Annotated in this window: 25 protein-coding genes and 1 pseudogene; 4 read left to right on the top strand and 22 right to left on the bottom strand. The window is 41.9% G+C overall.

Going from position 1 to position 26,630, the window contains the following annotated elements; genetic code table 11:
• Positions 1-214: 214 nt before the first annotated feature.
• The 8 genes from AC1VYS_RS07665 to AC1VYS_RS07630 form a co-directional block, all read right to left on the bottom strand.
• A complete protein-coding gene (locus tag AC1VYS_RS07665; protein ID WP_482913711.1) occupies positions 215-718 on the bottom strand; it encodes a hypothetical protein in 504 nt (167 codons plus the stop codon).
• Positions 719-857: 139 nt separating this feature from the next.
• Positions 858-1,355: a DUF6933 domain-containing protein gene (locus tag AC1VYS_RS07660; RefSeq protein ID WP_482913710.1), complete on the bottom strand. Its 498-nt coding sequence runs from the start codon at positions 1,353-1,355 to the stop codon at positions 858-860.
• Between the two features lie 222 nt (positions 1,356-1,577).
• The gene (locus tag AC1VYS_RS07655) at positions 1,578-1,952 is read right to left on the bottom strand and encodes a hypothetical protein (protein ID WP_482913709.1); all 375 of its coding nucleotides are present in this window, start codon (positions 1,950-1,952) and stop codon (positions 1,578-1,580) included.
• Positions 1,953-2,320: 368 nt separating this feature from the next.
• On the bottom strand, positions 2,321-2,416 hold the full coding sequence (gene comI / locus AC1VYS_RS07650) for a competence inhibitor ComI (RefSeq protein ID WP_482913708.1): 96 nt from the start codon (positions 2,414-2,416) through the stop codon (positions 2,321-2,323).
• A gap of 261 nt (positions 2,417-2,677) precedes the next feature.
• The gene (locus AC1VYS_RS07645; protein ID WP_482913707.1) at positions 2,678-3,325 is read right to left on the bottom strand and encodes an ATP-binding protein; all 648 of its coding nucleotides are present in this window, start codon (positions 3,323-3,325) and stop codon (positions 2,678-2,680) included.
• A 238-nt stretch (positions 3,326-3,563) separates the two neighbouring features.
• On the bottom strand, positions 3,564-4,409 hold the full coding sequence (locus AC1VYS_RS07640; protein ID WP_482913706.1) for a DUF2971 domain-containing protein: 846 nt from the start codon (positions 4,407-4,409) through the stop codon (positions 3,564-3,566).
• 126 nt (positions 4,410-4,535) lie between these two features.
• On the bottom strand, positions 4,536-5,201 hold the full coding sequence (locus AC1VYS_RS07635) for a hypothetical protein (protein WP_482913705.1): 666 nt from the start codon (positions 5,199-5,201) through the stop codon (positions 4,536-4,538).
• A gap of 130 nt (positions 5,202-5,331) precedes the next feature.
• Positions 5,332-5,574 carry a helix-turn-helix domain-containing protein gene (locus AC1VYS_RS07630; protein WP_482913704.1) on the bottom strand — a complete coding sequence of 81 codons (243 nt, stop codon included), beginning with the start codon at positions 5,572-5,574 and terminating at the stop codon, positions 5,332-5,334.
• A 153-nt stretch (positions 5,575-5,727) separates the two neighbouring features.
• On the opposite strand from AC1VYS_RS07630, the gene AC1VYS_RS07625 reads away from it, so the two are divergent.
• A complete protein-coding gene (locus AC1VYS_RS07625; protein WP_482913703.1) occupies positions 5,728-6,015 on the top strand; it encodes a hypothetical protein in 288 nt (95 codons plus the stop codon).
• Positions 6,016-6,204: 189 nt separating this feature from the next.
• Here AC1VYS_RS07625 and AC1VYS_RS07620 read toward each other — a convergent pair whose 3' ends face one another.
• The 13 genes and pseudogenes from AC1VYS_RS07620 to AC1VYS_RS07560 all read right to left on the bottom strand — a co-directional run bounded on the left by AC1VYS_RS07620 (position 6,205) and on the right by AC1VYS_RS07560 (position 22,816).
• Complete coding sequence (locus AC1VYS_RS07620; RefSeq protein ID WP_090921008.1) at positions 6,205-6,804, bottom strand: hypothetical protein; 600 nt, start codon at positions 6,802-6,804, stop codon at positions 6,205-6,207.
• A 196-nt stretch (positions 6,805-7,000) separates the two neighbouring features.
• A complete protein-coding gene (locus tag AC1VYS_RS07615) occupies positions 7,001-8,044 on the bottom strand; it encodes a hypothetical protein (protein ID WP_482913702.1) in 1,044 nt (347 codons plus the stop codon).
• A 234-nt stretch (positions 8,045-8,278) separates the two neighbouring features.
• Positions 8,279-8,719: a hypothetical protein gene (locus AC1VYS_RS07610; protein ID WP_482913701.1), complete on the bottom strand. Its 441-nt coding sequence runs from the start codon at positions 8,717-8,719 to the stop codon at positions 8,279-8,281.
• Positions 8,716-9,183, bottom strand: coding sequence for a hypothetical protein (locus tag AC1VYS_RS07605; protein ID WP_482913700.1), 468 nt, complete (start codon positions 9,181-9,183; stop codon positions 8,716-8,718). Before AC1VYS_RS07605 ends, AC1VYS_RS07610 begins: the two co-directional genes overlap by 4 nt.
• 25 nt (positions 9,184-9,208) lie before the next feature.
• Positions 9,209-9,553 (bottom strand): hypothetical protein, encoded by a 345-nt coding sequence (locus tag AC1VYS_RS07600; RefSeq protein ID WP_482913699.1) that lies wholly within the window; start codon positions 9,551-9,553, stop codon positions 9,209-9,211.
• A 14-nt stretch (positions 9,554-9,567) separates the two neighbouring features.
• A complete protein-coding gene (locus AC1VYS_RS07595; protein WP_482913698.1) occupies positions 9,568-9,897 on the bottom strand; it encodes a hypothetical protein in 330 nt (109 codons plus the stop codon).
• A 209-nt stretch (positions 9,898-10,106) separates the two neighbouring features.
• A complete protein-coding gene (locus AC1VYS_RS07590) occupies positions 10,107-10,673 on the bottom strand; it encodes a hypothetical protein (protein WP_482913697.1) in 567 nt (188 codons plus the stop codon).
• Between the two features lie 167 nt (positions 10,674-10,840).
• Entirely contained in the window at positions 10,841-11,950 is a 1,110-nt protein-coding gene (locus tag AC1VYS_RS07585) for a tyrosine-type recombinase/integrase (protein WP_482913696.1), read from the bottom strand.
• A gap of 135 nt (positions 11,951-12,085) precedes the next feature.
• A complete protein-coding gene (locus AC1VYS_RS07580) occupies positions 12,086-14,128 on the bottom strand; it encodes a B12-binding domain-containing radical SAM protein (protein ID WP_482913695.1) in 2,043 nt (680 codons plus the stop codon).
• Between the two features lie 1,477 nt (positions 14,129-15,605).
• Positions 15,606-17,486 carry a DNA helicase RecQ gene (recQ, locus tag AC1VYS_RS07575; RefSeq protein ID WP_090921798.1) on the bottom strand — a complete coding sequence of 627 codons (1,881 nt, stop codon included), beginning with the start codon at positions 17,484-17,486 and terminating at the stop codon, positions 15,606-15,608.
• 315 nt (positions 17,487-17,801) lie between these two features.
• A pseudogene (locus tag AC1VYS_RS07570) lies at positions 17,802-18,643 on the bottom strand (Rpn family recombination-promoting nuclease/putative transposase).
• A gap of 95 nt (positions 18,644-18,738) precedes the next feature.
• Positions 18,739-20,622 (bottom strand): ABC transporter ATP-binding protein, encoded by a 1,884-nt coding sequence (locus AC1VYS_RS07565; protein WP_482913694.1) that lies wholly within the window; start codon positions 20,620-20,622, stop codon positions 18,739-18,741.
• A 331-nt stretch (positions 20,623-20,953) separates the two neighbouring features.
• A complete protein-coding gene (locus AC1VYS_RS07560) occupies positions 20,954-22,816 on the bottom strand; it encodes an ABC transporter ATP-binding protein (RefSeq protein ID WP_482913693.1) in 1,863 nt (620 codons plus the stop codon).
• Positions 22,817-22,937: 121 nt separating this feature from the next.
• Here AC1VYS_RS07560 and AC1VYS_RS07555 point away from each other — a divergent pair, with 121 nt between their 5' ends.
• Both AC1VYS_RS07555 and AC1VYS_RS07550 read left to right on the top strand, forming a co-directional pair.
• Entirely contained in the window at positions 22,938-23,831 is an 894-nt protein-coding gene (locus tag AC1VYS_RS07555; protein ID WP_482913692.1) for an AraC family transcriptional regulator, read from the top strand.
• 16 nt (positions 23,832-23,847) lie between these two features.
• Positions 23,848-24,369 carry a DUF5412 family protein gene (locus AC1VYS_RS07550; protein WP_482913691.1) on the top strand — a complete coding sequence of 174 codons (522 nt, stop codon included), beginning with the start codon at positions 23,848-23,850 and terminating at the stop codon, positions 24,367-24,369.
• A gap of 319 nt (positions 24,370-24,688) precedes the next feature.
• On the opposite strand, the gene AC1VYS_RS07545 is transcribed toward AC1VYS_RS07550, so the two are convergent.
• Entirely contained in the window at positions 24,689-25,774 is a 1,086-nt protein-coding gene (locus tag AC1VYS_RS07545) for a glycosyltransferase family 2 protein (protein WP_482913690.1), read from the bottom strand.
• 365 nt (positions 25,775-26,139) lie between these two features.
• Here AC1VYS_RS07545 and AC1VYS_RS07540 point away from each other — a divergent pair, with 365 nt between their 5' ends.
• Complete coding sequence (locus AC1VYS_RS07540; protein WP_482934495.1) at positions 26,140-26,262, top strand: hypothetical protein; 123 nt, start codon at positions 26,140-26,142, stop codon at positions 26,260-26,262.
• Positions 26,263-26,630: the final 368 nt, after the last annotated feature.

Below are 26,630 nucleotides of genomic sequence, written 5' to 3'. Positions count from 1 at the left end.
TTAAATATTATCTTTAATATTTACTGGCAATTTCTGATAACGTTCTGATATTCACGACATCCATTCCCCTTAAATAGCTCTTATCTCAGGGAAATGAATGTGTCCAGCTGCTTCCTCTTCTTCGAAAAACCTCTGCAGGACCGAGTGGCGAAGGCCACGAAGCGCGAATATATTGTTATCCGATGTTCATGCCTTCGTGAATAGCTTACAAATACTACTTGTTAGATTTCTTTTCTATAACTTTTAATATATTTCCCACACTTCTATCATCCCAAATAATTACATAACACTTTTCTTTATTTGACTTTTGAAGAGCGCCAAGTCGATGATTACCATCCCTCACACTTAGAGAGCCTTCTCTATTTTCAGCAATTAATGGGGACATGTCCCATCCACTTTCTATACGATTAGTGATTTGATTAATGTTATAATTCCACCAATCTTCATCTTCTACATATTCCATGTTTAATTCGGGACCAAGTGCTCTATCTAAATAACTAATATCAATTTCAATTGGCCCTAACCAAAATCGTCTTTTCATTTTTAGTCCTTCTGATAAGCCAACATTGTTTCCTTCGCCATTTAAAAAAAGATGAATCCATGTTTCTATATCATCATTTGCAGCGTACTCCATTGCAGCATCTAATGTGAATCTCGTCATAGCTACTCCCGCCCCTAACTCAAATATTGTCTTCTTAGTTTTTAAAATACCCTGCATGAATTTCGGATAACGTTCTTGTATCCATGAACCCCAACGGGGTTGTCTGCTGAAATGCTTCCACAAATTCGTCCAGCAGACCAAGGCTCCAGAGGAGCCGCAGCGTGAATATTATGTTAGACGGAGTAAAACTGTAGGCTCAGATACTAAGAGCCTCCCTCATAAATTGGTTCGGGAATTTTTTCAGCTTAACTAATGGAGTGCCGTTATTTATTTTATTCAATTCGATGATATTCATTTCTTGTATTGGTAGATAATCTTCAATCATGAATTCAGTCATTTTAACCATATCTGTCATTGATCCCAGGACGCTTCTATCATACGTCTTGATGAACTTCATACTGTTCGCATTACTAATGTAGTTGTTAATTAAGCGTTCAGAGACTCCTTCCGCCTTTAAGTTCTCTATAAGTGCATTGAGAAATATCTCTTTAAAGTTCTTATAGTGCTCCTTCCTTACTCCAAACAAAATAAAGCAATACCTTGTCTTATTATTCATAATAATCAAGTTATTCTTTCTAGCCATTCGAAATACATTGGCATGCCATTTGTAGAGTTCTTCCTCTAATTCATTGTCCTGTTCTTCAATAAAAGAGCTAGAATCAAATAGCTTCTTAGTACATGAGATTGTTATCATATATATTTCCTTTCACAGTCTATTTCAGATAACGTTCCTGTATTCATGAACCCTCACTGGCTTAAGCGCGCTAGCGTGGGTCCGACGGACTTAGCCAGTGCAGGGTTGTCCGGCTGCTTCAATTCCCCGATATGCCTCTGCCCGGACAGAGGACCGATTGGCCCAATGCGTGAACATATTGTTATCTAATGCATCCGTCTTCTTAATATACTTACATTGATTTCACCTGTATTGTCTAGGATCGTTAGGTTTATCGATGGGGTCAGGATATTTAAATTGCCATTCAATTATTTGATCTGTAATTCTGTCATATAAATCATCTTTTAAATATGGATCTTCAAAATCCCTTAGTCTATTTATATCTCTTCGTATTGATTGAATTGATACTTCTTCAAACACGTCTGTGTCGATTAATTTGGATTCAAGAAAGTCACAAAACATCTCAAATCCTTCATCCCAATTAGTATTTCCATTTCTTTGAGCTTCGTCTCTTAACTTCTCTACTGATCTAATCAATTCTCCTTGGACTGTTCTAGATTGACCTTGTTTAGGAACGTAATTAATCCATATATGTTTTGCTTCTTCAAAATATTTCATCACATTTCGCTCCTTGTACTTAACCTATCACGGATGTTTCAGATAACGTTTCTGTATTCACGAACCCCACAGAGGTTGCTGCTGAAATACATCTTCGGAATCCTTCCCGCAGACCCAGGCTCCGAAGGAGCCGCTACTTGAGTATTATGTTATATGATGGAAAAGCCTCTTCGAGATTGCTTACTAATCTACTTTGCACTTCACTTATCTTTTTTTCTTTGATTCATCTTTTCTCATGTGTTATCATATTCTTAAATAAAGACCAAGTGCGTCAACACTTGGTCAGTACAACTGGCTTGGATGGTCTATCCCTTCTTAAGTCATCGGAATAAAACCCACCTTCGGCGGTCAACCATTGGGTGGGTTTTTTACTTTCTCTTGTTGTTATTATTAATGTAAGTTAAAAGTGCAAGAATAAATGTCCCGAATAGTAACATCAGAGTCATAGCATCTTTTACTTCCATGGTCTCACCCCCTTTCGAAGGGAAACCATGCCCACCCAAGATTCAATTGTATCTATATTTTACCTGTGTTTACATCTCCGTACAAGTGTTCTTATCTGCTTTTTTGTATTATTCCTTTCTATCATATAACGTTCCCGTATTCATGAACCCCAAAGGGTTGTCTGGCGAAATTCCTCTCCGAAATCCTTCCCGCAGACCAAGGTTCCGTAAGGAGCCGCTGCTTGAATATATTGTTATAAGATGGTCGGGCCTTCTTTGAGTTTACTCGCACAAAGATGCTTTATTCTCCCTCAACCAATAAACCATAAAATCAAACAACTCTATCGAATGTCTATGAGTACTCTTACAATTTGGTAATTCACTTTTTATCTTTCTTACGTTGGTCTCAATTTCATCTGACTCAATAAAACAAACTAATCCTGGACAAAAATTATCTAGTGCTTGAAAATATCTCTTTTGTGGCTCAATAAATCTTAAATTCTGTTCAAATCCTCTTCTCAATCTAGTCTCATCATTTGATTTCCTTTGTCTCAGATTAGTTTCCTGTGTGTGTAGAATAAAATATTTGTCAGGAAACCCCAGCTTCCTTTGATTCAATAGTGGTCTATAAAAATTTTCAACAAATTCTAATGACTGCCCATCAAATAACGTAAAATCAAAAGCCCAATTGTACCAAAACGGCTGATATAAATCGATATCAATAATCACTAAACCATCTTTTTCTTTCTCGGTCGCAATCTTCCATCGGTCTACCTGCCTCTCAAAAAACCATTCTGGATAAACTAATTCTGGCTTTTCCCACCATGCTGCTACCTCAGGAATATGAAATGATCCATTTTGATTTGCAAGCGTCGCAGATGTTGTAGTTTTCCCCGCAGCACTTGCTCCCTCGATACTAATAATTGTCATTTGTTTAGATTCTCCTTATTTCCTTTTGTCCGACTTTCTTATAACGTTCCTTTATTCAAGACGTCCGACGAAGTCGGATGTGTCTGCTGAAACGCTTCTACAAAATTCATCCAGCAGACCAAGGCTCTTCTAAGAGCCGCTGCTTGAATATTATGTTATACGACGGAATCGCTTCTTGAGTCTGCCCTCGCTTAACTTTCTCAGATATAGAAATGCAAGCAATACTCTGTATATGATATTAGGCGAAGGTTTTCGACTCCATTGTAAATCCTTCAAGGGTTGTGGGAGCAGGGTATCCGTTACGCCATTCTAGCTGAACTACAGGTATTCGATAGAGTTTTGTGAATTTTAAAACATCAGAAATACTATCTTCAGGGAAGTCTTCTCCCAAAACCACACCACAGATAGCTTCTTCAATAGAGAAGTATTCATAAGTTATCGATGCGCTTATAAGCGCCCATCTATATTCTAGTTCTGATTTCCAATCTACTTGTTTCTCAAAGATCAAAGGTTTCAAGTATTTTCTAGTATGATAGTTAAAAAATTCTTGTGCGCCAAGTTTAAGAATTTTGCTGCAATCCAACGAAAAAGCATCAGATTGTCCGACAAAGTCCTTATATTTAATAGAGCCTTGATAAATATCTCCCAAAAAGTTTAATTGACTTAAAATCGAATCATTCAGTTTTTGTTTATCAAAAACCAAGCAAATACCAGTATGGTTTTCTGCATACTGAGCCCACATTCTAGGGCGACAGTATCCTCTGTGTATAATCAAAGAATGCCCTGTTTTAAATTTCTTTGGATCATCTCTAGTAAAGCAAACAACTTTACAGTGTTGTTGCAGTTTATCTTTAAATAAATCAGCTATTGGCGAAAAATCTGCATCTCGATTATTGGAATCGAGTCTGTAATTGAACTCCCAATCTTTTGATTCTTTAGGATCATTCGTATTATTCAATGGGCTAAACCGCAATTCGGCGTTTGCAAGAATGTATTGAAGTGCAGTATTTGAAGTTGTGTAATGATATAAATATTTATTTGGATCACTTATGTTATTTCTAAATGGGGTATAGATTTTAATCACTCCTTCTTAATCTTTTCACCCAAACTTCTCCACAAAATTGAACCTATCAGGAAATTTCGGACGCTTTTAATACTTCTCAAAGGTTGCCATAAAGTGTGGTGTTAAAGTAGATTTATTTCCAATCAATTATTTAAATGATTCTAAATGCTTGTTAAGAAAATTAATGCAACCTCTTATAATTATGTCCCTCATTTGACTGTAAGTAACGGTTACATCATATATTCTTTCTTCAAATACATCGTCTTTAAATTCCTTCAAAACAATTGAATTCATTATTGTTGTGCTAGAACCCTCGCTTTTAAAGTGGAAATTGGAGTAAGAGCCTTCATGAACAAAATCATTTCGGACAAAATAAAAGATATTCGCAATAATATTCATATGTAAATGCTTTGTATAATTCCATCGATAATCAACAATTGAACGAGTAATATGATCCAAAATAAATAACTGATCTTCTCTTAAAATAGATTCATTAAAGAACTTTCTTATAGTAGTAATCTTATCCTTTTTGGGGTTTAATGGCTTAGATATATTGTAAATGGCTTCTACGCATACCATCCAAAAAAATATCTGAATACCATATCTTCCGCCTCTGATTTTCATTTGATCATCTGCAAGTGTTATTAGCCTTGCTATATTATTAACTATTCTTCTTGGCCTAACATCAACCTCAGTGACTTTATAGCACCTTTTTATCAGAAATAGAGCCTGCTCTTCATCACCCAAAAAGCACGAATAAAATTCCAAATAATCATCATTAATATCAAATTCACATTCTTGAATGATTTCCAAGCCCCCTCACAAACAATTTCTTATAATATTTCTTTAGATACTGTAGACTTTTCTGCTGAATAACTTTCCAATACGTGCAACGGCCCCAACTCCTTTAGAGCCGGAGCATGAATATTATTTTTCAGGAAATTTAATTCTTAAATTCAAAATTATTATCTTTCTCAGGTACGTATTCAATTAAATCTGATAATTTGCAGTTAAATGTATCGCATAGCTTGAATAAAGTTTCCAGCTTTGTTGTTTCTATATTCGTTTCCCTATATAACTTGTTGATTGAGTTCCGACTTAAGCCCGATCTCACCATCAATTCTGTTATATCATCTATTCGATGTTCTGCCATGAGTTCTCGTATATTACACTTGATTACGTTCATTTTTTCCCCTCCATAGTTCTATCTTATCGTTCACATTAGTAATCATCAATGAAAAGCGAAGTTTTAACTCTATAAAGTCAAATATTCACCTTGTATTTAACTTTATGAGGTTATATAATAACTCTATAGAGTTAATCAAAGGAGGAATATTATATGATTAATACATTAGATTCACTAACAGAACCGCTTATAAGAATACGTCTAGAATTACTTTATACTGAGCTACTGGAATGTCATACGGAATACAATCAGCTTTCTTCGGAGGCAGATCAATACTTTAGAACACTTCGTGATGCTTTGCCCGATCCACTTCAACATACGGTTTTTCTTTACGAAGACGCTCAAATTTCTCTTCAATCCATCTTAGAAAGAAGTATCTACATACAAGGTTTCAAAGACGCTCTACAACTCTTCAGTGAATTGCAAAACTCTAGCATTTAGAGGATCATACGATCCTCTTTTCTGTTGTTCTTGATTCTGTCGTATAACGTTCCTGTATTCATAAACCCCGAAGGGGTTGTCTGCTGAGTCCGCTTCCCTGAAATTCATCCAACAGACCAAGGCTCCGTAAGGAGCCGCCGCTTGAATACTATGTTATCGGATGTTCCTGTCCTCTTCGAATTAGCTTAATTACTTGGAGTTCTCTATTTTTTCTAATATGATTTTATTGGTATCTCTGACGATCCATATTTTCGATACCTCGTCATAAGTTGCAATATAATTAGGTAAACCAGATCCTGACAACTGGTTTGTTTCACTGGATAGCGATTGTTTGCTCCGTAGCAAAGACATAATATTATCTAGAGCTTCGCGCATTGCTTCATCCGATGATATTCCATTAAATTTAAAGTTGTAATGATCATCATTGATTTTCACTTCAAACCCAAATGTTATTTGCTTCTCTTCCACGCCATTTTTCGTTATCTTGTTATATTTTTTGTTTTTCACTCTTTTAAAAGTCCGTAATATTACGATTTTTATGCTATCCCATGTTGCACTAGCAATAATACCTGAAACCAATCCCATAGCTAATGGAGAACTAACTAAAAATGAAAAAACATTAGAAAATTCATCAATCGAAGCATTAATTTGCCCACTTTTATCTAACGCTATAAATTGAATTCCATTCTCTTTCAAATCAGAGCTTATCAATAAAAGATCGCTTTCTTCAATAGACCCCGACACGTAAAACAAACCTAATTTATGTTCAGGTATAACTGTTTCTTTCATTTTGAGCCCTCCAAATAATATTTAATTACTTCACATGAATTTCCGATAACGTTCCCGTATTCATGAACCCCAAAGGGGTTGTCTGCCGAATTGCCGCTTCGAAATCCTCCCAGCAGACCAAGACTCCGCAAGGAGACACAGCTTGAATATTATGTTATAAGAAGGTCAGATCTTCTTGAAATACTCCCATGTTATATCAATCGTTTAAACAATGATTTTTTAATATATTGATTTCATTATCAATCAAACAGCGAAAATAACTTTTTGGACTCTTTCCAAAATCTACTTTCACTCTATTTGTTCCAGAATTATTGTGAATGACTTCAAGTATTTTCAGAAAATCCTTTTTTGGATATACTGCTTGAATTAATGCTACTACTCCACCATTGTTATAAGTATTAATGAAAATCCTTTTTAGCTGAGTATCGTGAGTCGCAAACATAAATACTTGATCAAGTGAATCTTCAGCATAATGATAACAACTCCAGTTAGATAAATAATTCAAATCCCACGCTTGGTTTTTACAGCCATTTAATATCTTGTGAATATCGCTACTACCTGAGTTTTTGGGAGCTCTAATTCCCTCTTGATTTGTGAATAGCATTGCTACATAAGTTAAAGTATTTTCAGAAATCCGTAAGTTTTTATAGTTCCATTCAAGAAATTCAATCATCTTCTCTACTGGCGAAAGTTCTTGTCGCCGATGTAGATATACTGTATGAATCATCGTCGCAAAGTGCATAAGTAAATGATCATCTTCCTCATTATAATTACTGCTTGTCATAAACGGATCTGCAGGCAAAGGACAAATTGGGATTTCATTCAATCTTCCTTGGGATAAACGTAGCCAAATCATAACCGGATAAAATTCAAAAATGTTATTAAACTCTTTAAGCTCTTTTTTAGGTTCAATATTACTTTTGATATTTGTTCCGTATTCCAACAAAGCCAGTCCTGCATTTGCAGAAACATTATTCATACTGATCCATGTCATAATAAGCCCAATTAGTTGCATTTCCTTTTTCTCTTTCAATGATCCATTACGAGCTAAGTTTAGTAAACCACTCAAAAGATTTCTATCTAGCAATAGCACTACTTGAGTATTCCTTTTTAGTTCTGAAAACTGTTCATAATTTATTATTCCATCTTGTGAGATTCTAGGATGAAATATTATTTGTAGCTTATTTACTGTTTCCCAAATGAGATCGTACTCTTCGCCGTCCATTACTAATAAATTCATACGTTCCCAATCCTTTTATTTAAATTTATCTGACTTTCTTATAACGTTCCTGTATTCGTGAACCCCGAAGGGGTTGTCTGCTGAAATGCCTCCTTGAAATTCTTCCCGCAGACCAAGGCTCCATCGGAGACGCAGCTTGAATATTATGTTATAAGGTGTCGACCGATGTTATCTTTTCAAAAATATCCAAATTAAAAAGCCATATAATATGGCTTTTTATAAGTATAGCCCTATTCAATACATGGACTTGTACTTTTTCTTATCTTCTTTTAATTTTATTTCTAATATTTTTTCTGATATTGCATCTGTAGATAGGGCTAATGCAAGTGCCATAATACCAAGAACGTTATTTACTTTATCAGAAATTGAGTTGAAATATGAATATAAAATTAAACTTGGTAATAAAATAACTACAAGAATCCAAAAAATAATATAGAAATGTTTAGCATGTTTTTTTCGATCTGTAACTAATATATCTGTCGTCGATAAAGTGACTTTATATAAAACCAAAGTTAACATAATCAAAGTGGCTATTAATGAAAACAAATTCACATAATTTAAAAAAGGCAAAGAGCTTTGATCTTTAGTAGATATAACAATAACACTAACCACAAATGACAGAGTCACAATAAACCATTGTATAGGTTGATATTTATCAGAAAAATTATCTTTCATTTACACAAATTTTCTTCATGTTGCATTAAATACAAACTAATTTTGTCGCAAATAAAACCAGCATAAAGTATATAATCTAGTAGCTCCTCAACAAATAGAGATTCTCTCCCAGCAAGAGACACAGAGTTTGTATAAGTAATAGAATTATCACTTTCGTCAAACCCCATATTTCCATATATAACTCTTTCCAAATTTACTATTGAGAGTTCTCGCAAAATACCTGAAATATTAATCTCGTGTTTTATATCATATATATTGTGACAGTAAATGAATAAGTGTTTAGGTTTTTCTTGGATAACTATGTTTACTTCTGCAATGTATGGATCTTCGTTTTCATCTCTTTGTCTGATTAGATTTACTTGAATTACTTTTTCATCTTGTATTGTTACTTCACTATATTTAATAGGAGTATCATTTAAAAGTTCCATAATATCAGATAAAGATAACGAGTTTTTTGTAATCAAAATATTCCCTCCAAATATGTAGTTATCAACTTACAATAAGAGCCTTACGTTCTTCACTTAGGAGATTACTTAGGTCATTTGGTATTGATATACCATCATCAAAATAAATCCCCTTAATTTCTTCCTTAAATTCTTTGTTTATAAACTGTGAAACTAAATTTTTTTGTTCTGAAGAAGATGGATTTTGGGCTGTCTCATAAATTTCAATTTTAAAAAAATCATTGTGATAAATCAACTTAAGTTTATTATCAGAATTAATTGCATAATAAGTATCTTTTGAGAGTTCTTTAAAACTAATCGAAAAATAGTTTTGCATGGATTTAATTGATGAATCAGAAAGTTTATCAGCAATTACTATCATTGAAATCATAATGCTACTCCTTTCTATAAAAACTCTTCTACTTCGCTTAATAAATTTACAAATCGTAAAACTAGTTTTTTGCAATTTTCGTCATGAAAATTTTCATTATAGATATCATTTATTTCGGTATGTATTTCAAGCAGATCATTTAATTTGATCGTAGCACAATTAGCTTGCTTTAATTTATCTAATGTGAATAATCGGACTTCAAAAGTATAATGGTCAGAAAGATGAGTTTTTGTTGCAAGATCAGATCTATTCTTACGCACTCTTGCTTTTACATAGTTCCCTTCATCTTCTATAAGTTGTGCTTCATACTCTAGCGTTCTTTTTATTAACCCTACATCAATCATAAACATATTATCCCCTGTCGAATTAATGATGTCTTTTCAATTCAATTCGATAAACAAAGTAATATTCCTTCTTTTATTTAAATTTTCAGTTCAATGGTTTGTCGATTTCTTATAACGATCCCGTATTCACGACTCGACGCATATCGAGTGTCTGGCGAATGCCGGACCCAGGGCGTATGCCCGCAGCGTGAATATTATGTTAAGTGAAGTTACTGCTTTAATTTCTTCAATTCGATTCTTTGTTTTAAATTCTTTGAGAACTCTCTTGTAGAATTTTGAACATTTCCTGTGTACTTTATCTCTGCTGCTATTTCAAAAATTTCTTTTTCAAAAATCCCTTCCAATTCCTGTGTACTACATGTTATTTCTTCTCCTAATAATTCTTTTATGACTGCTTTTTGTTCACTTTCAAAAACTAAAATCCAAATCTTTCTACACTTCTCTTCTGCTCTATCCAATAAAACTCGTAAGGCATCTTCAGCTTTATTTACTGATTTTATTGCGTTATTTAATTTACTATCTCCTACTCTGCCTTCCTGAGATATTTCTATCCAACTAGCAGGGTAAAAATACTCAATACTTTCATCTAAACTCGAATTCAAATCGGATAATCTCCCCCAGTATTCGCAAAAGTCTACATACTCTGCGGTAATCATTTCAATGGCTTCTATCCAATCTTCTTTTTTATTGAAATCGAATGGGGTACTTCGATGCTTCATTCCAAGGATTTGATTGAGCTGTTTAATTTTTGTTTGTTGATCTTTTGAAATGAACATATGTACTTGCCTCCATGAATAAGACTTTAGTAATTTCACTTAACATCTAATTTATGTACTTCGTAAATACCACACATTCAACGTAATATCTGAACTACGTATATGATAACCTATGGGGCGATATATGCGAAGAAAAATTTGGTGAAAAAGGGAGAACTTTGAGATGCTCAATCTCCTATATCCATCCGATCCAATGGACTTTGAATACGCTGAATATTTTTCGTGCTAACATGCGTATATCGCTCTGTTGTTTGTGCACTTGTATGACCAAGAAGCTCCTGAATATAGCGTAGGTCTGTTCCATTTTCCAACAAATGTGTAGCGAAAGAGTGTCGCAAAGCATGAATGCTGCACTTTTTCACAATACCCGCTCGTTGTCTAGCTTCTTCAAAAACCTTTTGTACACTGCGCTCCGTGAGATTTCGATCCGAAGATTGTCCTGGAAACAACCAACGATCGGTTTTATATTCGGTGATGTACCTCTGTATAATCTCCCAAGCAAGATGGGAGAGAAGAGTTCTTCGATCCTTTTGACCTTTTCCCTGCCTCACAATAATGGTTTGACGCCCAATATCCAAATCGTTATAGCGTAGACGAACGACTTCGCCTACACGAAATCCAGCTGAGTACGTAAGATACAGAATCGTCTTAAGCTTGAAATTAGTCACAGCTTTCAGCAATTGGGTGACTTCTGTTTCGGACATAACATTGGGCAGCTTCACCTGCTTTTTGGGACGTATATATTGAAACTCGGCTGGATGAAGTAACACATGTTTACAATAGAATCGAATCGCACTAATCGTCTGATTCACACTAGAATGGGAAATTCCTCGCTCAAGTAAATCCAAACAATATGTTTGGACATGAGATGCACGGATTTCTGTATTCATCTGAGGAAGACTGGCCACAAATCGTTCAATCTGATTACAGTATGCTTTAATCGTTTTCCGACTGTATCCTCTTAACTTCAAAGCTTGCTGCAATTCCTCCCTCTTCCATTGTGTTTGCTCTCCACTTAACTTCCAGTTCCTTAAAAGCTCACTCTCTACCCACAACTCTGGGGAAATCTCTACATCTAGCGCATCAAAGTGCTTTGTAAACTCCTGAAGAGATGCATCTGAGTAGGGGATGATCCAGCGTTTCATATCAGGCTCCCACCTTCTTCCTGTTACCTGACGAATGGACTGAATATGCACCGTATTATATGGAATTTGCACATACAATGTATCTGTAGAACCTTTGGTTAGCATGATGACATCTTCTGTTTTATTGTTCATAGGACACTCTCCTTCAGCTTAATTGGATTTATTATGAGTTCTATTGAATTTGGAAAATAAAAAAAGGAAGACCATCTTCATCCCGTATGGGAATCCAATGATCTTCCGATGCTTTCGGACATATGGTCGCTGCACCTACATGGCAGCGGCTTCTTCTCCCAGCGGCAGCGTGTAATACTGCGCCTGCTGGTCTTCGTGCTGCTGGTATACGACGACCAGCAGCGTTTGCCCTTTCGCGGCAAGCGGGCTGGCGCCAGCTAGCACACGCTCAAGCCGGAACGGAAGCACGTCCAGTACGGCGTGCTTCTGCAGTTCCTTTTCGCCGAGTCTCAGATCGGCGAAAGCACGGGCACCCATGACCGTCTGTGCGGTCATGGCCGAGGTCATCGGCAACGCACGCGAAGCGTTGCCGTGCCCCGTGTCCGCCGTTCCATCCGCGGCGGACTCCACTGCGTCGCGCGCTGCAAGCGACGCAGCATCCCCGGCATGGCTGCCGATCACACCCGCCGCATCCGCGGCAGTATCCTCTCCGGCAGCCGCCGAAGTTCCGGCAGCGGCCGCTCCACTCGCGCCGCTGCTTTCCAGCCATGCCGAGCCAGAGGCACCGGCAACACGTGGCAATCGAACGTCTTCTGGTCGTTCAGCCAACGTTTTCATATAGCCCGCCCATTGATCTTTCTGGAGCACATCGTCCCACCAGATTTTACGCGGCTTATACTTATGTCCCAGGAAATAATCCAGCTTCATCAGACCAAGCACAATATCCATATGCGGCGTATTCCGCGACTCTAGGAAGCTATGCAGACGAGTAAACAAATCCTCTAGCTGATGCCCAATCTTCTGCCAGCCCTGACCCTCCCAGTAATCGCCAAAGGCCTGGAAGAAATCAAACGGTGAATCAAACTCCTGCTCCATCAGATACTTGAGCGTATGATCCATCCGGTGTGCATTCCAGTATTTCTCCAGCACATCCTCCAGGCGTTTCAGGCGCACGATGTCGCTAAACGGCAACACGTCACTGCCCAAAATCTCATACGGCGCATGATCCATGTACGTATAATTGTACTTCTCTGCATCCAGACGCAGTCCCGTACCGCGAAGCATTTTGAGGAATCCGAGCTGTAGCTCTTCCGGCCCCAAAGCAAACACATCGTTAAACGTCTTGCGGAACGTATTATAATCTTCCTCCGGTAGTCCCGCGATCAAATCCAAATGCTGGTCGATCTTGCCGCTGGCTTTGACCTTATTCACCGTACGGCTAAGCTTCGCAAAGTTCTGACGGCGTTTCACCAGTTCATTCGTCGGATCATTCGTGGACTGAACTCCGATTTCGAAGCGGAACGTACCCGGCGGCGCATTTTCTGCCAAATAGTCGAGCACCTCGGGACGCATGATGTCAGCCGTAATTTCAAACTGAAACACCGTTCCCTGATGATTCTCGATCAAAAACTTAAACATCTCCATCGCATAATCCCGTTTAATGTTAAACGTCCGATCCACAAACTTGATCAGCTTCGCACCCTTCTCGATCAGGTACAGAATGTCCGACTTCGTCCGCTCGATATCGTAATACCGCACGCCAACCTCAATACTGGAAAGACAGAACTGACAACTAAACGGACAGCCCCGGCTGGTTTCAAAATAAACAACCCGCTTCCCGAGTTCCGGGATATCCTCTTCAAATCGATGCGGCGAAGGCAGATCATTCAAGTCTGCTTTCGGGCGTCCTGGCATGAGAATAACCTCTTCCCCTTTGCGATACGCCAGTCCATACACAAAATGAAACTTCTTGCTGCCTTCAAGCTCCGTCAAAAGCTGATGCAACGTCTCTTCCCCTTCACCCATGACGATAAAATCGACATTAGGAATCCGGTTCATCCAATATTCGGTGTCGTAGGACACCTCCGGCCCGCCCAGCAAAATTTTCACGTCAGGCATAACCTTTTTCAAATTATCAATCACCTTGATCGTCTCTTCAATGTTCCAGATGTAACACGAAAACCCAATCACATCCGCCCCTCGCTGGTACAGATCCGACACAATATTCATAACCGGGTCTTTGATCGTATACTCCGCGAGTTCAATATCAAAATCCTTCTCACTGTACGCCTTCAAACACCGCAGCGCCAGCGAGGTATGGATGTACTTTGCATTCAAAGTCGATAAAATTACCTTCATGGTTCACAACCTTCGCCTGGACACCCAGACCATATATTTTTTGGGAAAAGTAAAGCTCCACAGCCATCCTTCCCCGGATGCTGTTCAGACAAACATCTACGCAACTCTAAGCCTTATCTATGGCCACACTTGCACAACTCACACCATTATCCGCGTCAGCACGCCCATAATGCAAATGCATCCGCGTTAGCACGCGCATCACGTGCCAACAAACGCGCAGGACCTATTAACAAAATTTAAAAACAAGATCTAAAAACAAGATCTTAAACAAGATCTACTAGCAAGGTCTACTAACAAGATCTATAAACAAGGTCTACTAACCAGTCCGTATGCCATAACGTCCGCATCTCATAAACAAATCCCCAATTTGTCCTTCAAAGAGTGGACACCTCTTTTAAAAACACATACACTCTCCGGCGGAATAGAAACACAATATATAGATCAGACCGAATAAGAATGACTATATATTGTGCCAGTACTCATTAACAACTTTTAACCTCTATGTCCACCCTTTGAAAGACATTCTCGCCCATTTTGTCTACTCTGCAAGGACACATTTCATGAGATACATTTATTACTTTTTGAGTCCGTTCCTAATCTGAGCTTGGCTCTGATCCTGTTACTGGTTCTAATTCTTGTTGTGTTTCTTGTTGTGTTTCTTGTTGTGTTTCTCGTTCTGTTTCTCGTTCTGTTTCTCGTTCTGTCCTGTTCTTGATCCCGTTGTGCTTCTTCTTGTGTTCCTTCTTCTAATTATGCTTCCGGTTCCGCTTCTGACTAGTTTCAGCTTCTGAACTATATAAGTAGAACTAAAGAACGTACACAATCCACTCCACTATCCTCATCAATTCAGGCTCATTATCAAATATCACCCATCGCCTATGGCTAGTGCAAGTCCGCCACCCTCTACTGCGAATACTCCGAGCGCTAACGATCAGGAGAAGCCTTATTTCGGCATATTCGGGCTTTGGAAAATTCTAACGATCCCCAGAGACGCTATTCTGCTGAAATCAGCTTGATCAGGTTCATTTTTCAGGATTTTGAACAAAATAAGCTTCCTGGAGATCGTTAGATTTCAAATGTCCCCCATTCAGGGCAAATAAGCTCCGTGGTGATCGTTAGCACTCCAGCTTCAAATTGAGCAGCCTGCCAGGGCTGGTAAACTTGCCCGATTACAGCGTTTCTTTAGAGCATGGACAGTTAAACGACATAATGTCGTTTCTTTGGTTCAATTTAAATATTCTCTGTTTCTGTCCATAACTCTATCTGTATCTAATATCTATCTCTTCAACTTTAGTATAATCTCTATCCCCTAGAACTGAATGTAATCTCCTTTAAGTTCTGGTTATAGGTTTAACATTAGTCTTCAGGCATTGCTCTTCAGGCGCAGGTCACTGACCACAGATCAGATATCACTGGTCTCTTGTCATTTATCCTCATTACTCATGACATATTCACTATCATATATCACTAACACATATCACTCATATTCATAAAAAGCGTCATCGTCCGTGTCCACTTCTTCACCCGATTGCTTCTGGAAGAATTCCAGGAACGGGAGTCCATACTTACGGTACTTGACCTCACCGACCCCTTTAATGGTCAGCATGTCACGTTCTGTCTTCGGACATACCACACTCATCTCGCGCAAAGTGGCATCATTGAAGATGATGTAGGATGGTACATGTTCTTTGGCGGCCAGATCACGGCGGATCAGGCGCAGTTGTTCAAACACGGTTTCGTTCACAGCTGAAGGCATTGCATCGCGTCCGCGGCGTCCGCCGTAGTTTGTACCGGAAGCTGTAGCTGCTGTTTTGCGTACGACACGCTGCATGACTTCGCGTTGTCCTTTCAGCACTTCTACCGCCAGCGGTTGCAAACGAACCACTGGATATTGACCCTCGGACAACATCAGGTAACCTTCGGATACCATCACGTTGATAATCTCGGCAATTTCGCGCTCTGTGCGATTGCCCATAACCCCGTATGTTGGCAAAGAATCGAAGCCGTAGTCCAGCACCTTTTTGGCACGAGAGCCTTTGAGTACCGAAGCCACAAGAGATACCCCGTAGCGTTCACGCATGCGGTGAATGCAGCTGAATATTTTTTGCGCATCGATGGTCATATCCACCAGCTCACGGTCGTCTGTACAGGAACTGCAAATACCGCATGGCTTGTCCTCGTGCACCTCACCGAAGTAATCCAGTTGCGCGCTGCGCAAACAACGCGTGGTGTAACAGTAATCGACCATCTGTTGCAGTTTGCGGTAATCATTCGCTTTGCGGTCACCCTCCATCGGGTTCTGCTCGATCAGGAACTTCTGGGTGATGATGTCCTGCGCTCCGAACAGCAAAATGCACTGACTCGGCTCACCGTCACGTCCTGCACGTCCGGCCTCCTGAACGTACGCCTCCATGTTCTTCGGCATGCTGTAGTGAAGCACGTAACGCACGTTGGACTTGTCGATTCCCATTCCGAACGCGTTGGTCGCAACCATCACGCGAATATCATCGTACAAAAACTGCTCCTGGCTCTGTGCACGCTCATCGTCCGTCATGCCTGCGTGATAGCGTCCTGCCGGCAAACCTGCCTGCAACAAACGCTGATGCAGATCGTCCACGTCCTTGCGGGTGGCGGCGTATACAATACCTGGCTCGCTGGCATGCTCGCGCGCGTAGTTCAGGACAAAATCCTTTTTGCTCTCGCCGCGCAGCACGCTAAACGCGAGATTATCTCGCCCAAGTCCGGTCACATACGTCTGCGGGTCCTGCAAACGCAGGAGCCGCAGAATATCGCCCATGACCTCGGGCGTCGCCGTCGCCGTAAAGGCCGCAACGACCGGCCGCTCCGGCAAACTGTCCACAAACGGCGCTACCGCGAGGTAGCTTGTCCGAAAATCATGGCCCCACTGTGACACACAGTGTGCCTCATCCACTGCCACGCAAGAGATTGGCAGTTGCCCCATCTCATCGCGGAACCAGTCCAGCTCCAGTCGCTCCGGCGCGACATAGAGCAGCTTCAGCTCACCGCGCTGCGCCGCGCGGATGCGCTCATTCACTTCTCTGCCGCTTAACGTACTATTAATATAAGCAGCGGCAATGCCCGCGGTCGTCAGCGCATCGACCTGGTCTTTCATCAACGAGATTAACGGGGAGACCACCAGCGTCAACCCCGGGTATAACAAAGCGGGAATCTGGTAACAGATCGACTTCCCGCCCCCGGTTGGCATAATACCCAGCGTATCCTCATATTCGAGCAGGCTGGAAACGATCTTTTTTTGACCCTCACGAAAATCGGGGTAACCATAATATTTTTGCAGAAGACCCTGCGCTTCTTCTAAAGTAGGTGCTTGCACACTCATGTAAAGACTCCTTACTTGTCACCGGTGTTCCTGCACCAGCTTGGTTCTATCCGATTCTGACATCCAAACGCGGCATCAGCGCCGCATCCTTGACAACAAAATGGCGTTCTCATGACTTGTCCGTCAAGCAAAACGCCGCTCCCTTTAGTTTAACGGGCACGGCCCGAATGAGCAACCGCGTTTTCCTGTAAAATAACTGAATCTTCTCGAACACAAATAAAACAACCGTTCATCCCGGGTGGAGACAAACGGTTGCTTTCCTTTTCATAACAAACTTTTTTAGCTGTCATATGCGGTTTTAGCTTTTAAACAGTTTTAGCTTTTAAGCGCTTTGACCTCGGACTCTGTTAAACCGCTGGCCTTGACGATAACCGAAACCTCAATTCCTAGTGAAAGCATGTTTTGGGCAATCTCCAAAGCTTTTTTTTGTTCCCCTTGAGCCATTCCCTTTTCCGTAGCCCATTCAATCATCGAGGCCTCATCATGCAAGTACTTTTGACGCTCCTCATACAATCGACGTGCCTCCCGATCCTGACTTAGAAACTCCAACGTATCCATCGCTTTTTTCAATGTCGGCTCATTCATTTGCACCACCTCCCAATTGGATTTGTCAGCACTCTTTAAGAACAAAAGCCAGTTAATTAACCCTCCTTCTATGGGGACAGATTGACCGTCAAGCTTGGAAAGTTCCATAAAGTGCACTTCTATATCATCACTCAGTTCAAGTCCAGTGTGATCTTCTCTCAAATGTAAGATATTATGATATTGCTCATTGGCAATAAATGAATAATTTAGAATATTAATCGTCACACACTTCTTCAGTTCCTTATAGGACTGTCCTTCCTGCAACTGGCTAGAGTAACGCTTACTCCAATAGTACAGGGTTCTTTTCTCAATATCGTATTTATTAAACAGCTGCATCTCAATGTTTATCAGCTTACCTTCTGCCGTTTTGGCCCAAATATCAAAAATCGACTGTTTGTCTAGAGGAGCATCTTTATTTGTATACGGGTTGAGAAGTACAATCTCCGTCAATGGTGGGTCACCTGATTCCGCAAACGTTCGGTTTAAGAACACAAGCAACACATCTTTGTTTTCCTCACTACCAAAATACGCTTGAAAACAAAATCGTTCCGTGGATCGAGCAAATCAGCTATCTGACCATCAACTCCGTTTCTATACATTATACCACGTCCGGTCTAGTTAATTGCATAATGAACTTAGTATCGCAAGTTACTTCCTTCTTCCAGTCTTACTCTCCCGACGACGCATCCCTGACATTCATGCGATAGTATAAGCCTTTCCGCTCCATCAGCTGCTCATGCGTGCCATCCTCAGCAATTCGTCCTTGATTCATCACTAGAATCCGGGAACATTGACGGGCGAGCTCTATGCGATGAGTTACCAGCAATCCCGTTTTCTCCTGCACCAAACGGCGAAGTTGTTGCATGACAAACTGCTCGGTCCGGTTATCCAGCGATGATGTCGGTTCATCCAAAATATACACATCTGAAGTTCTCATCATAAGCCGGGCAAGGGACAGACGCTGACGCTGTCCACCGGACAGATTCGCTCCTTTTTCTTGCAGGATCGCATCATACCGGCCTTCCTGGGCCTCAATAAATTCATGTAAACCAGCCTGTCCCGCTGAAAGTTTCAATTCATTTAATGTAGCGTCCCTGCCAAGACGTATATTCTCTTCGATCGTGCCTGTAAAAAAAGCCGGTGACTGCGGCATATACGTTAGCCGGGATTGTTGATCCTGAGCCATAATCTGCGCTACATCCTCATTCCCCAGCATTACACGTCCAAAAGTCGGCTTGATCAGCCCCGCACACACTTGGCATAGTGTAGACTTCCCGGCTCCGCTACTGCCTACTACAGCGATCAGTTCACCGGGTACCAATCTAAGCGTAATCCGATCCAGGATAGTTCGACCGCTGCTTTCATCCGCCACCGTGACCTGATCCAGTGTCAGGATAGGCTGTTCATTTTGCGTAAGTTCTCTGTGCCCTGAATTGTATTCTTTTACTTTATTTTGTTCCGCTCGCTGCGCTAGATTCAGCCATGTGGAGATGCGACCAAATGCGCCTATGCTCGCCTGCATTTGGCTCCACTGGCTCGACAACCCCAGTACAGGCCATACCACAAGTTCAAACAGCAAGCTGCTTGCCACAACCATTCCCGGTGACAAAGCGCCCCTCGCTGCAGCTAAAGCAATCAGAAATAATGCTGCCAATTGAGCCAGACCAAATACGGCCATCGCCACATTATCGGATATGCTTAAGGTCATCTGCAGCTTCGCCTGTACTCGGTTAAGTGATTGTTGCTGCATACGCAAGCGTGTGAGAAACCATGGCGAAGAGTTATATGCCTGGATCACAGGAACACCTTCCATGTATTGCTGAATCTGCTGCTGTGACTCACCCTCCATAGATTCCACTTCATCCGACAAGCGCACAATACGCTGGTCATATACCCTGGCCGTAAACCAGATCGCCGCCGCACTGACAAGTGCAATAACTGCAACCCATGCATCTGCACGATACAAGTACCCCAGCGAGAGAACGATAATAAAAACGACTGTTACTCCTTCTGCTATCGCCTCCACCACTTCTGCACCATGTTTCGTATCTTCTTTGATTCGCAGCATCACATCCCCGGATTTCTGTCTACGCGCCCACGGATAAGGCATCTGGTTGAAAAGCTGGAGCAGGTTCATTGACATATCCCTATGCATAGATTCTTTGAGCCGTACTAGCACATAGCGATGCATTGCCAGTAATGCGATAAACCCGATCAACACTGCGATAAAGGTTATCGCCGTAGCATTCAGTTTCTCCTGTCCGCCGTCATGGATTGCATCAACGAAAAATCCCTGCACAAAGGCCAGACCCCAATCGAACACCGCGTCCGCTGCAATAAAAAGAAACATAATGATTACCGCCCATCTATAGGGCTTCATAAAGCGCACAATAATCGGCCAAACCTTTCTCAGAGATGCTGTTTCCTTGGCCTTATTCACATCCTGATCTCCATCCCTGTTATGATGTCCATCTTCATCTATGCGCTTATGTTCCTCTCCATCTATATGCTGATTTCCCTCAACATCATTGTTCTTATAGTGCTCTTCCATCTGTGCTCTTGCCCTCCACCTCTATGCACTCATGTTCATTTTCCTTCGACACTGATGCTTCATGCTTCATGTGCATCTCTTTTGTGGACACGTTTCATTCCCTTCCTGCTTATCTTCGGATTCATCTTTCTGCTTATGTTCAGATTCATATGACATGCTGTTCCCCCAGTTTTACTTATCCTTCTACCTTTACCTTCGCGGGCTACCTCAATCTAATTCTTCACATTTACTTTTAAGAGTACTTCAGCTTTTTTACCCTGTTATTTGTTCAAACGTCTTAATTCTCTATCGATCTGGCTACTCTTTCGATCTGTTTACTCTTTCGATCGGTTTACAACTGTTCCGGCACTTCTCCGTATAATCGTTCTTCTGCATCCTGCTCCGCAAGGTAAGCAAGGTAACCATTCTCACGATTCAGCAGTTCACGGTGAGTGCCGATGTCAACAACCTCTCCATCCTGCATATAAATCACCTGATCTGCACGCTCAATCAAAGATAACCGATGAGTGACAGCTATAATCGTTGTGTCATACTCCGTTGCTAACACCGTAAATAGCTCGTTCAACTGTTGCTCATGCCACGGGTCTTGTGAGGAGGTTGGTTCATCCAGCAATAAAATTTCCGGTTTTCTTAACACTGCTCTGGCGAGACTGATCCGTTGAAGTTCTCCGCCAGACATGTGTCCCCCTTGCGGCTGAAGCTCTGTCTTGTAGCCGTTTGTCTGGTTCATAATGGCATCATGAGCAAGAGTCATACGGGCAGCAAGCTGCACCTCTTCAGCAGACAACCCTTCTGCACCAAATCTAATATTCTCCTCTACGGTTCCTGAGAAAATGAAGGCTTGTTGTGGAACATAAACGTGCTTTATATCCCTTTCTATGTCCTGTGCAGGGTATTTAAGGGCCGCCAATCCCACAGAGTCCTTATAGGCAAACGCTGAATTATTTGAGTGATTTGAATCATTTGGATTATTCATCTGGATTGAACCGCTCGCAGGCGTATTTAAACCAGCTATCACTTTCAGTAAAGTCGTTTTTCCGCATCCGCTAGGGCCTGTAATTACCGTAAGTTTGCCTTTGGCAGCTGTAAAAGAAATGTTCGATAACACTTCTTCATGCTCTGAATATCTGTAGAAAATCCGGTCTACATGAACACCTTCGGTCATAAACTTGTGCTGCGGCTGAGCGGCAGCCGGTTTCTTTTTTTCCAAATCCAACATTTCAAATACACGAGCCGCCTGAGAAGCCGATCCAATCACTTTACTCCATAGCCCTGACAATGCTTCGATCGGACGTGTCAACTGACTGCTTGCGACGAGAAAAGCTGCCAATCCACCCACATCCATATGTCCATGCAGAACTTGTAATCCACCGAGATACAAGATCAGGATCATGCCCCCGTAAGTGGAGACCCGTCCAGCAGCCTCCGTCAAACGCTGTAATACCGAAACAGACATCGTACGCTTAAATACCTGATTCATTCGTCTGCTAAACTGCTGCTGCATATAACCCGAAAGTCCGTAACTGCGGATTTCTACCGGGGCTTGAATGATATCGGTAAGCAATTCATCCCTCGCTGCTGCACTTGCATTTAATCGGTCATGTTCTCGCTGCAGTTTTCTTCCAAGCCCTGCCGTCACCAGAGGATAGATTAATGTGAATGCAATAATGGCGAGAGCAAGTTGCAGGTTCACCCAGCTGAAATAAGCAAAAGCCAGAACCAATTGAATCATATTTTTCGCAAGTTCGGTTCCGTGTTGATTGATGCCTTTCTGAGCCTCCGTAGCTGAAGTCCATACTCTGGATGTGAGATCCCCCGTATGATACTTTGCCAGTTCTTGCGTATCTGTTCGCGCAAGGGAATGTAGCAGCCTGGACTGTAAAAACACCTGGGTCTTCTGTTGGAATAAGGTCTCCGACCATGTTGTGAATAGGCTTACAATGACACGTAGCACAACAATCAAAACGCCGATGATCAACCCTGAATAAATAAGAGAAAACTGTGATTCCGCTGCCCCTTTGACCAATCTGCGAATGGATTCCAGATATCCTACTTCTACCAGTGAGGCGGCCAAAGCTGCAATGAGCAGTGGGATAATGAACATGCGATATTTTCCAGTTAGTGTCCATAACCTTGCCAGTATTTGGATGGGCTTATACGTTCTTTTGTCTGTTATCGTTTGGTCGGCTAACATATGTAATTACTCCAATCTTGTCATCAAATTAAGTATCTGGTTATGATATCATCAGTGATAAGGAAAAAATGAACATTTCTTGCTATCCCCTATAAATCAGGACGAAATAAGGAGTTTCTATATGCAACCAGATCTACTACAGACATTGGATACGTTGTTTGATTACATAGAAGACCATATTCATGAAAAGTTGACACTCGATCATCTTGCATCGATAACCCACATCTCCAAATTCCATCTACATCGCATGTTTAAACATGCCAGCGGGCAGTTACCTGGAGAGTATATTCGTGCTCGCAAATTAGCCCGTAGTCTGGAGCAGTTGGTCGATCTGAACTGGAAAATCATCGATATTAGCGGACATTATTCTTTTGAACATGAGCAGTCTTACATTCGGGCTTTCAAACAGGCCTTTGGCATAACCCCTCTACAATATCGCAAACAGGGTGCTGGTGATTTGCAGTTTACGGCCCGTATGACCTCATCGATGATCACGATCCTTCCGTACGGATATATTTTTCATCCCATTTATGTACGGAAACCTGCGATGAAGCTTATCGGTCAGCAATCCCGGATTCGATATGTGGATAACGAGGAATATTATAAATCCAATTCAGCAGGCAACCTTTTTTACGAAAAGTACTTTCATCTGATCCCTAACGTGCTGCACGATAACGTATATATTGGATTGACCAATGAGATTGAAGAACATTACAGTACCTATCAGCCATCTGTTGAAGTTACGAGTTTGGAAGAGATCCCGGAGGAACTGAACGGCATCGAAGTGCCTGCCAATCAGTATGCCGTGTTCAAGTTTGTCTGTGACTTTCATCCAAGCCTGATTAATATCGATCATCTGGACAGTGTCTGGACGTTTATCGATGAATACTGGCAAAGTCATTCCGGATACAGCAAGAGTGATGCTTATTATTTTGAAAGAATAGACGGCAGTCTCGCCCAGGAGCATTACGGAGAACTGGATATTTATATCCCTGCCAAACAGATTACGCTCTAAAGGAAGGTGTAGAGTTATGAAAAAAGATACGACTATGCGTCCAGATTCATCCATGATCTCTCGCAAATCTTGGGTTCGCAGGCATCCAATCGCTTCGATATGTATTGCCTTGTTTGTGTTGCCTATCTTGGCTTTGACGCTTTTCTTCACGCTTCGTCCCTACCTTTCCACGTTTGATCGTGCCGACCGAGGTGATCTGAGCTATTCCATGCCATCGCCGAATGGGGAATACACAGCCGAACTATACGGTGTTCCCTACGGAGGCGCAGCAGGCGGGGTGACGATCTGGGTAGACGTAAGAAAAACAGCCGATAAAGACGCTTCGAATGCCAAAAGCATCTATCGTGCAGAGTTCCATGGAGGAAATCACCTCGAATGGGAAAGTGACAATACCCTCCGCATCGAAAACTGGAACGAGTATAGCAACGAGACGGTTACCTTAAATATAGATGAAGACATTTATGATGGATGGGGCTGGGCTTGCAGCAGCTTGCGTACAAAAGACCAGTATGTACGATGCTTGGCACCTGAATCGTGATCAACATATGCTGATGCAATATCCTGACATCACGACTTCGCTTGGGAAAATGGATATGGACGATAAGTTCAGTTGTTCTAAACCCCGTTACACTGTTCATACTAAAACAAAGCAACAGCAAACCCCGTTTACCGACTTGCTCGGCTAAACGGGGGTTATTTTTATTAGGCCTCTGTGGAAGACCCGTATTGGATTGCTAATCTGATTGCTATATCTGAAAACCTTTATGATTCCTTCCACCAATGGATCGCTAGCTTCATCCTATGGGATACCTCATCTTCACTTTCCGTTTTTGTTCCTTGTTACATTGTTACATATGTCACCCTTCGCTTTCTTTCCGCTGTTTGCGAATGACGGCTTCGAGCTTCTCCCGATTCCCGATCAGACTTGGATCATCCGGCAGATACTTCCGAGCTTTGGTGTTATGCAAAAGCGCCTGCTCCCAGTTGCCCAGATGAGCATAACACAGCGAGAGCCGTGCATGTGGCAGCCACGTTCGGCAGGCCGCAGGTACGGGGCGCAGACCTGGATCGCGACTGCTCACATCCACCGCCTGCATATACCAGTAGATGGCGGTGATAATCTCCTGCCGCTCATGGAAACAAGCGGCAATGGCGCAGCAGAAATCGGCATGCGGCAAGTCGTATTGGAACGACTGCAGCAATGCGCCCAGCTTACGGCCCGGCTCGCCAAGCCGCTCATAACATTCCGCCAGCCTTGCGCAGGCAATGAGCCGATCTTCGCGGTAACCGCTGGGCTGCTCCAGCAGCTTCGCGTAACCGCGTGCCGCCGCCGCGTAGCGCTGGCGGTCATAACATTCGCCTGCATAGTAGAACAGCAGGCGTCCCTGGGCTATGCCCTCTTCGGCGATCCATTTGCGCAGAATGCGCACGTTTCGCGCCGAATGATTGCCCGCCTCGCGGCGATGGGTTACGGCAATATCTGCCGTAATGACCTCGCCTTGCGGGAAGCGCAGCTGCTCGTGCAGCCGGCCATGCCAGCGGCACCCGGCATCCCGCTTGACCAGGCGAAGCCGGCGGTCCGCCACCAGCGGACTTCCCTCCGGCCCCTCGGCCAGCGTATAGCCCATAATCACACCCGCCGTCTTACCGCCGGACGGCAGCTGCTCCTTCAACATTGCAAGCTTCGCCCGTTCCCCGGGCAACAGCACATCATCCGCATCAAGCCAAAGGATATACTCCTGCGTAGCCTGGGCGAATGACTCATTCCGTGCTGCGGCAAAGTCTTCATTCCATGTATACGTATAGACCCGGTCGGTATACTTTGCAGCGATGTCCATCGTCCGATCCGACGACCCTGTATCCAGAATGATAATCTCATCCATAAGGTCAGCCACCGATTCAAGACACCTTGCCAGTGTGCGTTCTTCGTTCTTCACAATCATACACAAACTGATAGTGACCACGTTTTGAGCCCCTTCCTGCCTCACGCGTACTGATGCAACCCAATCAAAAAAAGATTCTGCAAATCATAAAATTTTAAAGAGTTCTATGCGTTCTATGCGTTTTAAAATTTCTAACGATCACAGATGACGCTATTTAGCTCATTTCAGCGCTTTTGAAAATCTAACGATCACAGATGAGCCTATTTTCGTATTTCAGGCCCGAATTTGTGGAAGATTGCTGATTTTCAAGTAAATAACGTCGCTGGTGATCGTTAGAATTCTGTGAGCTTCGAAATGACCTAAATAAGTCTTCTGGTGATCGTTAGAAAAACTTGCCTCACTATACGCTGCATTCTCTATAGTAATTGGTACTGGTAGTGGGATTGGAATTGGGATTGGTACTGGGAATGGAATTGTTGCTACTGCTGGTGACTGTAGATGTCAGTGGTGTCCATGCTAATGATGCATTCACTGACAGTAATACTTGAGTTAGTTTGGTTAGCGTTTGAGAAGTGTGTGAAGTTAAGGTTAGTGTTCGCGTAACTAGTGTAGTTGGTGTAACTAGTGTAGTTGGTGTAACTAGTGTAGGTCGTGTGCTGGTGACATAACGTTGGTGTAATTACTCGTACTGCTCCTGGTGTCAATGGTCTAAATGCTCGTGGCACTTGAAGATGTTAGTCCCGATTTCGCAGTTAATGTTGACGATAAGAGTGTTGTTTATAGTGTCTGTATTTATTGTGTCGTATTGATGTTAGGGTTTGAGTCAGTTGGTGTTTGCTTAATTAGTGTTCTTGCAGTTAGTGCATGTGCTGGTACCGTACTCTCGCTGTGATTGCGGTTTGGTTACTGGTGTCAC

The organism is Paenibacillus sp. G34, assembly GCF_056856875.1.
This window is presented reverse-complemented; position numbering and strand designations above follow the sequence as displayed.